The sequence below is a fragment of the Nocardioides maradonensis genome (assembly GCF_054777115.1).
The window spans coordinates 84,969-99,006 of the sequence record NZ_BAAHAZ010000009.1 but is presented as its reverse complement, the minus strand read 5'-3'; the positions used below and the strand labels follow the sequence as shown (position 1 = coordinate 99,006).

The following is a 14,038-nucleotide window of genomic DNA, read 5'->3' as shown; positions in this document are numbered from 1 at the left end:
AATCTGCAGCGGCTCGCAGGGCGATCAGCGGATCTCGAGGACCCCCGAGGCTGTGGTGTGCCCGATGACCGGGTAGCCCGGGACCTCCCCGACCACGAGCAGGCCGCCGGAGGTCTGGGCGTCGGCGAGCAGGAGCAGGTCGTCCTCGGCGATGCCGTCGGCGAGCAGGTGGGGCCAGACCCAGTCCAGGTTGCGGTGGGTGCCGCCGGAGACGTAGCCGGCCTCGAGGGCCTCCCGCGCACCCTCGACGAGGGGTACGGCGCCGCGATCGATCACGGCACCCACGCCGGAGGCGCGGCACATCTTGTACAGGTGACCGAGCAGACCGAAGCCGGTCACGTCGGTGGCCGCTCGAGCGCCCGCCGCCAGCGCGGCCACGGAGGCGTCGCGGTTCAGCGTCGTCATCACGTCGATGGCCGCCGCGGACACCTCGCCGGTCTGCTTGTGCCGGTTGTTGAGGAGGCCCACGCCGATCGGCTTGGTGAGCGTCAGCGGCAGGCCGGCCTCGGCCGCGTCGTTGCGCAGCAGCCGGTCGGGATCGGCGACGCCGGTGACCGCCATGCCGTACTTGGGCTCCGGGTCGTCGATCGTGTGGCCGCCGATGACGGGGCAGCCGGCCTGCCGGGCGATGTCGAGACCGCCGCGCAGCACCTCGGTCATCAGCTCCAGGGGCAGCACGCCCCGGGGCCAGCCGACGAGGTTGATCGCCATGATCGGCGTACCGCCCATGGCGTAGACGTCGGAGAGCGCGTTGGCGGCCGCGATGCGGCCCCAGTCGTAGGCGTCGTCGACCACGGGCGTGAAGAAGTCGGCCGTCGAGAGCACCGCCAGGTCGCCGACCCGGACCGCGGCCGCGTCGTCGCCGGCGTCGAGCCCGACGAGCACCTCCGCGCCGGGCTGACCGGTCAGGCCGCGGACGGCGTCCTCGAGCTCACCGGGCGGGATCTTGCAGGCGCATCCCCCGCCGTGCGCGTAGCCGGTGAGGCGGGTGGTCTCGGCGGTGCTCACGCTCGCGAGGTTATAGGTTGGGCCCGCGTGGAGGCGTCTGGGTTCCTGGTGGGCCCCCCGGTCTTCAACACCGAGGAGGCCGAGCATCTCGGTCTGGCGGGTTCGATTCCCGTCCGCCTCCGCCACGCGATCCTGGGTGCGACCAGCAGGAAGGTGTGCCGATGAGCGAGGTCGATCCGCGGCGCCTGATCCCGCGCACCGACGTGCTGCTCGAGCTCCCCGAGGCGGTGCAGGCGCGCGACCGGTGGGGCGACGGGTTCGTGCGAGGGGTCGTGGTCGACGCCCAGGACCGGGCGCGTCGTGGCGAGGTCCCGCCCGATGCGGTCCGCTCGCTCGTCGTCGAGGCGCTGTCGTCGCGGCGCGCCGCGAGCCTGACGCCGGTCATCAACGCCACGGGCGTGGTCGTCCACACGAACCTCGGCCGGGCGCCGTTGTCGCCGGACGCGGTGGATGCGGTCGTCGCGGCGAGCGGGTACGTCGACGTGGAGCTCGACCTCGGCACCGGGCTGCGGTCGAAGCGGGGCGTCGCGGCACGGTCCGCCCTGTTGCGCCGGTGCCCCGCGGCCGAGGACGCCCTCGTGGTCAACAACGGTGCCGCCGCGTTGGTCCTCGCGACCACCGCGCTGGCCGCCGGACGCGAGGTGGTCATCAGCCGCGGGGAGCTCGTCGAGATCGGCGCCGGCTTCCGGCTGCCCGACCTGATCGCGTCGACCGGTGCGCGGCTGCGCGAGGTCGGCACCACGAACCGCACCCACCTGCAGGACTACCTCGACGCGATCGGTCCCGACACCGGCTGCGTGCTCAAGGTGCACCCGAGCAACTTCCGGGTCGAGGGCTTCACCAGCGAGGTCGCGCTGGCGGACCTGCGCGCCCACGTCGAGGTCCCGCTGGTCGCGGACCTGGGCAGCGGCCTGCTCGAGCCCGACGCCGCCCTGCCCGACGAGCCGGACGCCACGACCGCGCTGCGGGCCGGCGCGGACCTGGTGATCGCGAGCGGTGACAAGCTGCTCGGCGGCCCGCAGGCCGGCCTGCTGCTGGGTCGTGGCGACCTGGTCCAGCGACTCGCGCGGCACCCGCTCGCGCGCGCCGTACGGGTCGACAAGCTGACGCTGGCCGCGCTGGAGGCGACGTTGAACGGGGCGGCGTCCCCGGTGGTGCGGGCGATCCACGCGGAGGCGGACGAGCTGCGCCGGCGTACCGACGCGCTGGCGGGGGCGCTGGGCGTGGAGGTCGTGCCGCACGACGGACGGGTCGGTGGCGGGGGCGCTCCGGGACTCCCGCTGCGCGGCTGGGCGCTGTCGCTCCCCGAGGCCGCGGCCGAGGCACTGCGGGCGGCCGAGCCCGCCGTCCTCGCGCACACCCGCGGCGGGGCGTGCCTGGTCGACCTGCGCTGTGTTCCGGAGGGCCAGGACGACGTCGTGGGCCGGGTCGTGGGCGAGGTGCTCGCCGGGCTCCAGGACCGCTGACGTGCACGTCGTCGCCACCGCCGGCCACGTCGACCACGGCAAGAGCACGCTGCTGCGCGCGATGACCGGGATGGAGCCGGACCGCTGGGCGGAGGAGAAGCGGCGCGGGCTGACCATCGACCTCGGCTTCGCCTGGACCACGCTGCCGTCGGGGCGCGACGTGGCCTTCGTCGACGTCCCGGGCCACGAGCGCTTCCTCGGCAACATGCTGGCCGGCCTGGGACCCACGCCCGTCGTGCTGTTCGTCGTCGCGGCCGACGAGGGCTGGCAGGCGCAGTCCAGCGACCACCGCGACGCGGTGGCGGCCCTCGGCATCGAGCACGGCGTGATCGTGCTCAGCCGCGCCGACCGGGCGGCGGAGGGGAGCGACGTCCTCGCCGACGTACGCCGTGAGCTCGCCGGCACCGGCCTCGCGGACGCACCCGCCGTCACGGTGTCTGCCGTCGAGGGCACCGGCCTGGCCGAGCTCGCGTCGGCATTGGACGAGGTGCTCGCCGCGCTGCCGGACCCGCCCCGCGACGGTCGGGTGCGCATCTGGGTGGACCGCTCGTTCAGCATCACCGGGGCCGGCACGGTCGTGACCGGCACCCTGCCGTCGGGCACCGTGCACGTCGGCGACCACCTCGAGGTCGTCGGTGGCGACGGCACCCGGGCGGTGACCGTGCGCGGGCTGCAGACCGAGGGCCGGTCGGTCGATCGGCTGGAGCCGGTCAGCAGGGCCGCGGTCAACCTGCGTGGCGTCGCAGCCACCGAGGTGCGGCGCGGCGACGCGCTCGTGACGCCCGGTGCGTGGTGGACCACCACCGTCGTCGACGTACGCCGGGTCGGCGGGGTCGGCTTCGAGGACGTGCCCGAGCGCGTGACGGCCCACCTCGGCAGCGCCGCGCTGTCGGCGCGGGTGCGGCCGTTCTCGGCCGACCACGCCCGGCTCACCCTCGACCGCCCGGTCCCCGTGAGCGTGGCCGACCGGCTCGTCCTGCGGCAGCCGGGGGAGCGCATCCTCGGGGGTGCCCTCGTGCTCGACGTGGACCCGCCCGCGTTGCGTCGGCGCGGTGACGCCGCCCGGCGCGGCGAGGCGCTGGCGGCCCTCACGCCGGCCGGCCGGGTCGCGGCCGAGATGGCGCGCAGGGGTGCGGTGGAACGGGGCCTCCTGCGGCGGATGGGTGTCGCCGGCGACGTACCGGACGGGGTGCTGGTGGAGGGTGACTGGCTCGTGGACCCGGCCGCGGCCGGCGGGTGGGCCCGACGGCTGGCGGACCTCGTCGCCGACCTGCACCGCACCCAGCCGCTCTCCCCGGGGCTGAGCCGCTCGGCGGCCGGCGACCTGCTCGGTCTCCCCACGGACGCGATCCTCGACGTCGTCGCCCGCCGGGCCGGCCTGGTCAGCGACAGCGGCTACCTGCGGTCACCCGACCACGGCGGCCTCGGCGTCGCGGAGGCGGCGGTCGCCCGCCTCGAGCAGCGGCTGGGCGAGCAGCCCTTCCTCGCGCCGGAGGCCGACGACCTCGCCGCAGCCGGGCTGGGCGCGCGCGAGCTCGGCGCGGCCGAGCGGGCCGGCCGGCTGCTGCGACTCGGAGACGGCGTGGTGCTCCTCCCGGACGCGCCCGCCCGCGCCATGCGGGTCCTCGCCCGCCTCGACCAGCCGTTCACCACCAGCGACGCGCGGCAGGCGCTGGGCACGACGCGACGGGTCGTGATCCCGCTCCTGGAGCACCTCGACCGGCGGGGGTGGACCCGGCGCCTGGACGGTGTGCTCCGTCAGGTCGTCCGGTAGGAGCGGCCGCCAACCGCGGTTGTCGGGCCGAACCAATCGGGGTGCTGCTCCGGCCTGGGGCCTTGCCGGTGGCCGCGGCCTGCGGGAACGTCGGGCGGTGCCATCATGCGCCGCCCCGGTGCGGCGCTCGCGAGAGGACAGCCAGATGAGCGGGTACAACACGCCTCCGGAGACGGTCATCGCGGCCATCGCCTCGGGCGAGGCGAAGGCGAACCAGCGCCTGTCGACGATGGTGGTGAGCGGGTTCCTCGGTGGTGCCTACATCGCCTTCGGCGGGCTGCTCGCGATCGTCTCGTCGTCGGGTGTCGCGTCGACGTGGGGTGGCGCCACCAGCCTGATCACCGGCGTGGTGTTCAGCCTGGGCCTGATCCTCGTCGTCATCGCGGGCTCCGACCTGCTGACCGGCAACTTCATGCTGCTGCCGCTGGCCGCGATGGCGCGGCGGATCACCCCGTCCCGGCTGGCGATCAACTGGGCGGTCGTCACCGTCATGAACCTGGTCGGCTCCCTCGTCGTGGCGTACCTCATCGCCTACAAGACCGGGGTGATCGGGAGCCACGCGACGGACCTCGCGCACCTCGGCGCCGGCGCCAAGCCGACGACCGCGGACGCCACCTACGAGCGGCTCGCGACGATCGCCGCTGGCAAGGCGCACATCGAGTCGCACCTGCAGGTCTTCCTGCGTGCCATCGGGTGCAACTGGCTGGTCTGCCTCGGCGTGTGGCTGGCCCTGGCTGCGAAGGACGTCGGCGGCAAGATCCTCGGGATCGTCTTCCCGATCACCGCCTTCGTCGCGCTCGGGTTCGACCACGTCGTCGCCAACATGTTCTTCCTGCCGCTCGCCCTCTTCGCCGGCGTACCGGACGTCACCGTCGGCAACACGGTCGCGAACCTGGTGCTCGCGTTCTTTGGTAACCTCATCGGTGCCTCCGTGTTCGTGGCTGGCGCGTACTGGGCCATCTACGGCCGCACCGTCACGGATGTCACCCGCTCCACCACCTGACCCCCGACCGGAGGAGCCATGTTCGCCCTCGTCGTAGATCCCCCCGGGCTGCTGCCGGCCCGCGAGCAGATGGCGCTGTCGCTGGGCTGGCACATCGTCATGTCCTGCTTCGGCGTCGCCTTCCCCGCGATGATCTTCGCGATGCACCGGCGCGGGATCCGCCGCAACGACCCCGTCGCGCTGGAGCTGGCGAAGCGGTGGTCGAAGGTCGCCGCGGTGCTCTTCGCGATCGGAGCGGTGTCCGGCACGGTGCTCAGCTTCGAGTTCGGCGTGCTGTGGCCGGGGCTCATGGGTCGCTTCGGCGACGTGCTCGGCCTGCCCTTCGCCTTCGAGGGGCTGTCCTTCTTCATCGAGGCGATCTTCCTCGGCGTCTACCTGTACGGCTGGGGACGGATGAAGCCGCGCGTCCACCTGCTGGCCCTGCTGCCGATGGTCACCGCCGGCGTCGTCGGCACCTTCTGCGTGCTCGCGGTCAACGCTTGGATGAACTGGCCCACGGGCTTCAAGATCGTCGACGGCAAGGTCACCGACGTGAACCCGTGGAAGGCGATGTTCAACGCACGGGTCTGGCTCGAGTTCGCCCACATGTGGGTCGGCGCGTTCATGGTCGTCGGCTTCACCATGGCCGGGGTCTACGCGATCGGCATGCTCAAGGGGCGTCGTGACGAGCACCACCGCCTCGGCTTCATCGTGCCGTTCGTGTTCGCGAGCTGCGCGGCCCTGGTGCAGCCCGTGATCGGCCACGTGCTCGGCTTCGGCATGGACAGCCACCAGCCGTCCAAGCTCGCCGCGTTCGAGTACGCCGAGACGACGACCGACGGACCGTCGCCGCTGCGCATCGGCGGGATCTGGATCGACGGGAAGGTGCACGGCACCATCGACATCCCGCGGGTCGGCTCCCTGGTCGCGGAGAACTCCTTCACCAAGCCGGTCACCGGCATGGACACCATCCCGGCCGCCGACCGGCCCGTGGACGCCGAGATCAACACGGCGCACTGGGCGTTCCAGTCGATGATCGGCCTGGGCAGCGCGCTCGCGCTCGGGGTCGTCCTGTTCTGGTTCGCCCGGTGGCGACGACGCGACCTGCTGCGCAACAAGTGGTTCCTGCGGGGCTGTGCCGTCGCGGGTCCGCTCGCCGTGGTCGCCCTCGAGTGCGGCTGGACCGCCACCGAGGTCGGCCGCCAGCCCTGGGTGGTCTACGGCTACCTGAAGACCGTGGACGCGGCGAGCACGCACGCCGGTCTGTGGTGGTTGTTCGGGGTCACGGTGGTCGTCTACTCGGCCATGACGGCGGGCGCGGTGATCGTGCTCCGCTCGATGTCGCGTCGTTGGCGAGCCGGCGAGGCCGACCTGCCCAGCCCGTACGGGCCGGCGCTGGCCACGACGGGCGAGCGCTCATGACCGCCCTGGCCTACGTCGTCTGCGCCGCCCTCTTCGTCGGCATCATCGCCTACGCGGTCTTCGGGGGCGCCGACTTCGGGTCCGGGTTCTTCGACCTGACCGCCGGCGACGCCCGCCGGGGCGCGGAGCTGCGCACGCTCGTCGACCACAGCATCGGCCCGGTGTGGGAGGCGAACCACGTCTGGCTGATCTACGTGCTCGTGGTCTGGTGGACGGGCTTCCCGAGCTCGTTCGCCGCGGCGATGACGACGCTGATCATCCCGATCCTGCTGGCGCTGCTGGGCATCGTCCTGCGCGGTGCGAGCTTCGCGTTCCGCAAGTTCGCGGCCACGCTGGACCAGGCACGGCTGTTCGGGGTCATCTTCGCGTCGTCCTCGTTCATCACCCCGTTCTTCCTGGGCGCCGCGGCCGGCGCGATCGCGTCCGGCCGGGTGCCGGCGAACGGGTACGGCGACGTCTGGAGCTCGTGGCTCAACCCGACGTCGATCTTCGGCGGGCTGATCGCGGTCGGCACGTGCGCCTTCCTCGCCGGCGCCTTCCTCACCGCGGACGCCGAGCGGAGCGGCCACCTCGAGCTCTCCGAGGAGCTGCGGCAGCGCTCCCTCGCGGTCGGCGTCGGCACCGGCGTCATCGTGTTCGGTGCCCTGGTGCCGCTGTTCCGCGACGCGAAGACCCTCAGCCACGGGCTGATCGGGCCGGCGTCGCCGCTGATCGTGCTGTCCGCCCTCGCCGGCGGGGCCACGCTGTTCCTGCTCTGGAAGAAGCGGTACGCCGGTGGCCGCGTCACCGCGGTCGCCGCCGTGGTGTGCGTGCTGCTCGGGTGGGGCGTGGCGCAGTTCCCCTGGCTGCTCGTGGACCAGGTGAAGATCGTCGACGCCGCCGGTGCGACCGCGACGCTGTGGGCGCTCGTCATCGTGGTGGCGCTCGCCGGTGTGACGGTGCTGCCGGCGCTCATCTACCTGTTCCGGCTCACCCAGTCCGAGAGCTGGTCGCACGACCCGCACGCCGACCACGGGTCCGTCGTACCGACGGGCGGGGCGAGGGTCCCGGCGCGTCCGGTGGTGGCGCAGCGCCCGGCCGGCCCGGAGCGGGTGCCGCTCAGCGTGGTCGTCGGCGCCGCCGTCGTGCTGGCGGGTGCCGCACGGTGGCTGAGGCGTCGCCCGTGACGGCTGCGGCGGACCGTTTCCTCGTCATCGGGGCGACGACGCTGGCCCGTCGTGTCTGCGCGGCGCTGACCGACCGCGGGCACACCGTCCACCACCTGCTCGCGCCGGACGACGCGGAGCTGCGCGCGTCCCTGCAGCGCGAGGTGTCCGGCATCGCGATCCTGCTGCACCAGGACGACGTCGGGCTGCGCTACGCGTTGGCGGCGGCGCACTTCGCCCCCGGCGTACCCATCGTCGCAGCGATCTTCGACGCCACGATGTCCGAGCAGCTGCACCGGCTGCTGCCGAGCTGCGTCGTCACCTCGCCCGCCGAGCTCGCGGCCCCCGCCCTGGTCGCGGCCTGCCTCGGCGACGGAGCCGCGCTGTTCCCGACCGGACGGGACCGCGCCGAGGCGGTGGCCGTGGACGGGGACCTGGTCACCCGCCGCCCCTGGCGCCGGTCGTTCGCCGAACGGATGCGCGCGCTGCGCGGCCGCGTCGCCGGGCAGCTGCGCCCGCACGACGCGGGCAGCCGCATCCTCTACCTGGGGCTGGGCGGCGCGACGCTGGCGCTGCTGTGCGACTTCACCTGGCTGGTCAGCGTCGGTACGCCGTGGCCGGAGGCGTTCCAGGAGGCGGCGCAGGTCGCGGCCACCGTCGGACCCGAGGGCCGGCACGGTGAGGCGTACGGCGTCTTCGCGGGCGTCGCGATGCTGCTGTCGGTGCTCTTCACCGGCATGTTCACGGCCGGTCTGGTCGACATGCTGCTCGGCCCGCGGCTGATCGGGCTGTTCGGGTCGCGCGCCCTCCCGCGTGCCGGTCACGTGGTCGTGGTCGGGCTCGGCCAGGTGGGCCTGCGGCTGTGCCGCCACCTGCAGGCGCTCGGGATCCCGGTCGTCGGCGTCGAGCGGGACGGTGACGCGCGGTGGGTCGTGGTGGCGCGCAACCTCGGCATCCCGGTCGTCATCGGCAACGGTGGTGACCGCGCGGTCCTCGAGCGGGTGCGGATCAGCCGTGCCGTCGCGCTCGCCGCGGTCGGGTCGGCGGACCTCGACAACATCTCGGTGGCGGTCTCGGCACGCGGCGTCGCGCCGGACGCCCGGATCGTGCTGCGGGCGGGGGAGCACGAGCTGATCAGCGAGACCGCGTCGCTGCTGCCGCTCGGCGAGACCCGCGACGTGACCCGGCTCAGCTCGGCGTACGTCGTCGCCCGGCTGCTCGGCGTCGCCGCCGACCACGTGCTGCTCGACGGCAACCGGGTCCTCCTGCTGCTCCCCTCCGGCGAGGCGTCGGAGTGGAAGACCTCGCGACCGCACGGGTGCTCCCATGTCGCGCCGGCCTGATCGGGAGGAGGTCGCCATGTCGCTCGGCCGTTGAACCACGCCCCTCATCGCCGTCCGGTCGGGCGGCTCCCCTTCCTCACTGATCAGGAGACACACCCATGCCTGGAATCCTTCCGCCCACCCTTGACGCCCGCCTCGACGAGATCATCGAGGAGGTCGTCGCGCCGCAGGCCGCCGCCGTGGACGCCGACGGCGCCTTCCCCAAGGCCGCGATCGAGGCGCTGGCCGAGGCCGGTCTGCTCGCGCTGACCGTCCCCACCGAGCACGGCGGTGGCGGGCTCGGCCTCGACGCCGCCGCGGACCTCGTACGTCGCCTCGCGACCGCCTGCAGCTCGACCGCCATGGTCGTGACCATGCACTACTCCGGCACGGCGATGCTGGTCACCGCCGACCACGCCGCATCGCTGACCGCGATCGCGCAGGGGCGCCACCTGACCACCCTCGCGTTCTCCGAGCGCGGCTCGCGCAGCCAGTTCTGGGCCCCGATGAGCACCGCGGCCGCCGATGGCGACGCCGTGGTGCTGGACGCCTTCAAGTCCTGGGTCACCTCGGCCCACCACGCCGACAGCTACGTGTGGTCGTCGCGTCCGCTGGCCGCCGACGGTCCGATGACGCTGTGGTACCTCGACACCACCACCGCCGGACTGTCCTCGCCCGAGGCGTTCGACGGCCTCGGGCTGCGCGGCAACGACTCCTGCCCGGTGATCGCGGAGGGCGTCCGGGTGGCGCGCGACGCGATGCTCGGCGAGGACGGCGCCGGCCTCGACCTCGCGCTCGGCCACGTGCTGCCGGTGTTCCTGGTGCTCAACGCCTCCGCGAGCCTGGGCGCCATGCAGGCGCTCACGTCGGCGACGGCCGCCCACCTCACCGGTACGTCGCTGGAGCACCTCGGGCAGTCGCTCGCCCAGCAGCTGCCGGGCCGCACGCGGCTGGCGCAGATGAACATCGAGACCGACCGCACCCGCGCCCAGATCGCCGACGCGATCGCCGCGGCGGGCGCCGGGTCGGAGGTCGCCGCGCTCCTCGTGCTGCAGACCAAGGCGGCCGCCGACCAGAGCGTCGCGCTCGTCTCCGACCTCGCCATGACCGCCTGCGGTGGGGCTGCGTTCCGCAAGGAGCTCGCGGTCGAGCGCCGCTTCCGCGACGCGCGCGCCGCACGGGTCATGGCGCCGACGACCGACGCGCTGCTCGACATCATCGGCCGTGCGCTGACCGGCCTGCCGCTGCTGGGTGATGCGTGATGGTGCTCCTCATCGGCTCGGTGGCCTACGACCCGAAGGTCGTCACGATCTGGGACGGGTTCCGGGCGTACCTGCGCACCCAGGGCGTGGAGACCGACTACGTCCTCTACTCCCACTACGAGCGGCAGGTCGAGGACCTCCTCGCCAGCCGGATCGACCTGGCCTGGAACTCGCCGCTCGCGTGGGTCCGGTCCCGCCGCCTCGCGTCCGCGCAGGGGGTGACCGTCACGCCGATCTTCATGCGCGACTCCGACCGCGACCTGCGCTCGGCCGTCGTCACCCTGGCCGACAGCGGTCTGCGCACGCTGGCCGACCTGAAGGGCAAGCGGATCGGGGTGGGGGCGATCGACTCCCCGCAGGCGACACTCATCCCGTCGTCGTACCTGCGCAGCGAGATCGGTGACGACGTCGACGTCGTCCGCTTCGACGTCGGCGTCGGGTTGCACGGCGACCACGTCGGCGGCGAGCGGGACGCGGTCCTCGCGCTGCGGGCGGGGGAGGTGGACGCGGCCTGCGTCCTCGACGCGAACCTGCTCGTCTTCAGCCAGGAGGGCACGGCACCGGCCGGCACCGTACGGGTGGTCGGCCACACCGAGCCCTACGACCACTGCATGATGACCGCCGGGCCGTCGGCCGACCCGGCCGAGGTCGAGGAGCTGACCCGCGTCTTCCTGGCCATGTCGTACGCCGATCCGGAGGTACGCCGGCTGCTCGACCTCGAGGGTCTCAAGGCCTGGCTCCCGGGGCGGGTCGAGGGCTTCGCGCAGCTCGAGCGGGCCGTCGACGAGACCGGTTTCTACTCCGCGGAGGGCGCTGTCGATGCCGCCGGCTATCGACCTTGAGCACCTCTCCCTCGACGAGGGCGGCCACCTGCTGGTCGCCCGTGCTCTCGCCGGCCTGCGGGCCGGCGAGAGCCTCGAGGTCCGCGGTTACGACCCGGCGCTGCCGCTCGTGCTCGGCGCGTGGTGCCGGACCAAGGGGCACCGGATCGATCCGTGGGGCGAGCCCGAGGAGGGCCGGCACCGGGTGACGGTGCACAAGGGCGAGGTCGACGACCTGCGCTGGTCGGGCGCCGTCCGGGCCGGGTCCGTCGACGCCCCGTCGGCCGTGGCGGACCGCCGCTGGGGCCTGGCCGCACGCGGCGCCCTGGTCGAGGAGGGCGGCCCCGCGCTGGACGTCGCGTGGGTCGAGCGTGACCACGTCTGGGCCGACATCGCCCCGACGCTCTACGCCCGCGCGGCGGCCTCCCAGTGGGACCCCGCGACCGTCATCGACTGGACCCCGGAGGTCGTCCCGGACGACATCGAGGACGCGGTCGTGCAGATCATGACCTACCTGGTCGAGAACGAGCAGGCCGCGCTGATGATCCCGGCCCGGATGCTCGCCTCGCTGCACCCGCACTACCGCGAGGTGATGCAGCTGCTCGCTTCGCAGGTGGCCGACGAGGCGCGGCACGTGGAGATCTTCACCCGTCGTGCCCTGGTGTCCCGCGACCGCATGGGTACGTCGAGCGTGGCCGGCCGCGCGTCGCTGCAGACCCTGCTGAACGAGCCGGACTTCACCCTCGCGTCCTTCCTGCTCTCGGTGCTCGGGGAAGGCACGTTCGTGGACCTGCTGCAGTTCCTCCACACGAACGCGCCGGACCGGATCACCGCCGACGTGACCCGGCTGGCGGCGCGTGACGAGGCGCGGCACGTGGTGTTCGGGGTGGCGCACACGACGCACCTCACCACCCACGACCCGGCGTTCCTCGGGCGGTTGCGGGGCGCGATCGAGCGGCGGCACGACGCACTGCGGGAGGCGAGCGGGCTCAACGAGTCGGTCTACGACGCCCTGGTGCTGCTCGCCGCGGGCTCGTGGGAGCCGGCCGCGATCAGCCGCGGCTGGCGCGCGGTCCAGGAGCTGCAGGCGCGGATGGACCAGGGCCGGCGCCGCCGGCTCGCGGCCATCGGCTTCCCCGACGACGAGGCGGCCGAGCTGTCGGCGCTGCACACCCGCAACTTCATGTGAGGCCGACCCGGACGTCATACGGTGCGAGCCCTCCAGCGCTCGCACCGTATGACGTCCGCTGCCTCCAGCTGTAGGCGGCTCTGTGCATTCGTATGAATGCCGCCGTGCGATCTGTGCACCCGCCGGGCTGCCCTCCGCCGCCCTGCGTCGCGAGGATGGGAGCGGGCACGGTCGGGTGATGGAGGTGGGTCGGATGGCAGGCGTGGCAGTCGTCACGGGGGCAGCGTCCGGGATCGGGGCCGCGGTGTGCGCCGCGCTCGCCGAGTCCGGCTGGACGGTCGTCGGGGTGGACCTGCGCCGGGCCGAGCACCTCGAGCACGCGGTTGTGGTCGACGTGTCGGACCCGCACGCGGTGCGGGCCGCGTTCGCCCGGATCCGCAGCGCGGTCGGGCCGGTCGACGCGCTCGTCACCGCCGCCGGGCACTACGAGCTGGTGCCCTTCGGCGAGATCAGCGAGGACCGCTGGAACCGGATGCTGCGGGTGCACGTCGGCGGCCTGCTCAACCCGGTGCGCGAGGTCCTGCCGGGCATGATCGAGCGGCGCGGCGGGGCGATCGTCGCGATCTCCTCCGAGCTCGGCATCGGCGGCACCGACAGCGAGGCGCACTACTCGGCCGCCAAGGGCGCGATCCTCGGCTTCGTGCGCAGCCTGGGGGCGGAGGTCGCCGAGCACGGCGTACGGGTCAACGCCGTTGCGCCCGGTCCGACCGACACGCCGCTGCTGCCGGCAGCGCAACGTACGCCGGAGTACCTGGCGTCGCTTCCCGCGCGAGCCCTCGGCACGCCGGACGACATCGCCCAGGCCGTGCAGTTCCTCGTCGACGAGGGATCCTTCTGCGTGGGAGAGGTCCTCTCACCCAACATGGGAGCGGTGATCTGATGGAGCGGCACCAGGAGGGCCGGATCGCGGTCGTCACGGGCGCGACCCAGGGCATCGGCCGCGGCATCGCGCTGCGGCTCGCCGCCGAGGGCGCCCGGGTCGGGATCAACGGTCGCGCGGACACCCCGCAGATGCGCGAGGTCGTCGAGCTGACCGGGGGCTTCCCCGTGGTCGCCGACGTGGCCGACGCGGACTCGGTGCGCACCGCCTTCGAGGAGGTGGAGCGCGAGCAGGGTCCCGTCGACGTGCTGGTGTGCAATGCGGCGTACATGTCGATGAGCCCGCTGCTCGAGCAGCCGCTGGCGGACTGGTGGCGCAACATCGACACCAACCTGACCGGCGCCTTCCGCTGCATCCAGGCCGTCCTGCCGGGCATGCGGCGGATCGGCCGCGGCAACATCGTGGTCATCAGCTCCGAGTGGGGCGTCGTCGGCTGGCCCCGCGCCACGGCGTACGCCTCCTCCAAGGCCGGCCTGATCGCCCTCGCGAAGTCCCTCGGTCGCGAGCTCGCGCCGGAGAACATCACCGTCAACGCGGTCGCGCCCGGCATCATCGACACCCCGCAGCTCCAGGTCGACGCCGACGACGCCGGGCTGACGCTGGAGCAGATGCACGCCGAGTACGCCGCCGAGATCCCCGCGCGGCGGATCGGGCGGCCCGAGGACATCGCCGCGCTCGTGGCGCTGCTGTCGCGACCCGGCATGAACGCCTTCGTCGGCCAGACCCTGCAAGCCAACGGCGGCAGCACCCGCGCCCGAGCGTGACCA

General features: G+C 73.6%; 12 protein-coding genes and 1 tRNA gene. 12 read left to right on the top strand and 1 reads right to left on the bottom strand.

What is annotated here, in order from left to right:
* Positions 1-24 precede the first annotated feature (24 nt).
* On the bottom strand, positions 25-1,008 hold the full coding sequence (gene selD, locus ACYVAQ_RS12510; protein WP_460789947.1) for a selenide, water dikinase SelD: 984 nt from the start codon (positions 1,006-1,008) through the stop codon (positions 25-27).
* Between the two features lie 29 nt (positions 1,009-1,037).
* On the opposite strand from selD, the gene ACYVAQ_RS12505 reads away from it, so the two are divergent.
* The 12 genes from ACYVAQ_RS12505 (at position 1,038) to ACYVAQ_RS12450 (ending at position 14,035) form a co-directional block, all read left to right on the top strand.
* Positions 1,038-1,133, top strand: a tRNA-Sec gene (locus ACYVAQ_RS12505).
* A 36-nt stretch (positions 1,134-1,169) separates the two neighbouring features.
* Positions 1,170-2,474 carry an L-seryl-tRNA(Sec) selenium transferase gene (gene selA / locus ACYVAQ_RS12500; RefSeq protein WP_460789944.1) on the top strand — a complete coding sequence of 435 codons (1,305 nt, stop codon included), beginning with the start codon at positions 1,170-1,172 and terminating at the stop codon, positions 2,472-2,474.
* Position 2,475: 1 nt separating this feature from the next.
* On the top strand, positions 2,476-4,248 hold the full coding sequence (selB, locus tag ACYVAQ_RS12495; RefSeq protein ID WP_460789942.1) for a selenocysteine-specific translation elongation factor: 1,773 nt from the start codon (positions 2,476-2,478) through the stop codon (positions 4,246-4,248).
* Between the two features lie 145 nt (positions 4,249-4,393).
* Complete coding sequence (locus ACYVAQ_RS12490) at positions 4,394-5,251, top strand: formate/nitrite transporter family protein (protein WP_460789940.1); 858 nt, start codon at positions 4,394-4,396, stop codon at positions 5,249-5,251.
* A gap of 18 nt (positions 5,252-5,269) precedes the next feature.
* A complete protein-coding gene (locus ACYVAQ_RS12485) occupies positions 5,270-6,652 on the top strand; it encodes a cytochrome ubiquinol oxidase subunit I (RefSeq protein WP_460789938.1) in 1,383 nt (460 codons plus the stop codon).
* Positions 6,649-7,818, top strand: coding sequence for a cytochrome d ubiquinol oxidase subunit II (locus ACYVAQ_RS12480; protein ID WP_460789936.1), 1,170 nt, complete (start codon positions 6,649-6,651; stop codon positions 7,816-7,818). Before ACYVAQ_RS12485 ends, ACYVAQ_RS12480 begins: the two co-directional genes overlap by 4 nt.
* A complete protein-coding gene (locus ACYVAQ_RS12475) occupies positions 7,815-9,140 on the top strand; it encodes an NAD-binding protein (protein ID WP_460789934.1) in 1,326 nt (441 codons plus the stop codon). The genes ACYVAQ_RS12480 and ACYVAQ_RS12475 overlap by 4 nt, the downstream gene beginning before the upstream one ends.
* 98 nt (positions 9,141-9,238) lie before the next feature.
* The gene (locus ACYVAQ_RS12470; RefSeq protein ID WP_460789931.1) at positions 9,239-10,381 is read left to right on the top strand and encodes an acyl-CoA dehydrogenase family protein; all 1,143 of its coding nucleotides are present in this window, start codon (positions 9,239-9,241) and stop codon (positions 10,379-10,381) included.
* A complete protein-coding gene (locus ACYVAQ_RS12465) occupies positions 10,381-11,223 on the top strand; it encodes a phosphate/phosphite/phosphonate ABC transporter substrate-binding protein (RefSeq protein ID WP_460789929.1) in 843 nt (280 codons plus the stop codon). Before ACYVAQ_RS12470 ends, ACYVAQ_RS12465 begins: the two co-directional genes overlap by 1 nt.
* Positions 11,201-12,391 carry a hypothetical protein gene (locus tag ACYVAQ_RS12460; RefSeq protein ID WP_460789927.1) on the top strand — a complete coding sequence of 397 codons (1,191 nt, stop codon included), beginning with the start codon at positions 11,201-11,203 and terminating at the stop codon, positions 12,389-12,391. Before ACYVAQ_RS12465 ends, ACYVAQ_RS12460 begins: the two co-directional genes overlap by 23 nt.
* Positions 12,392-12,584: 193 nt before the next feature.
* On the top strand, positions 12,585-13,271 hold the full coding sequence (locus ACYVAQ_RS12455; RefSeq protein WP_460789925.1) for an SDR family NAD(P)-dependent oxidoreductase: 687 nt from the start codon (positions 12,585-12,587) through the stop codon (positions 13,269-13,271).
* A complete protein-coding gene (locus ACYVAQ_RS12450; protein ID WP_460789923.1) occupies positions 13,271-14,035 on the top strand; it encodes an SDR family NAD(P)-dependent oxidoreductase in 765 nt (254 codons plus the stop codon). Before ACYVAQ_RS12455 ends, ACYVAQ_RS12450 begins: the two co-directional genes overlap by 1 nt.
* Positions 14,036-14,038: the final 3 nt, after the last annotated feature.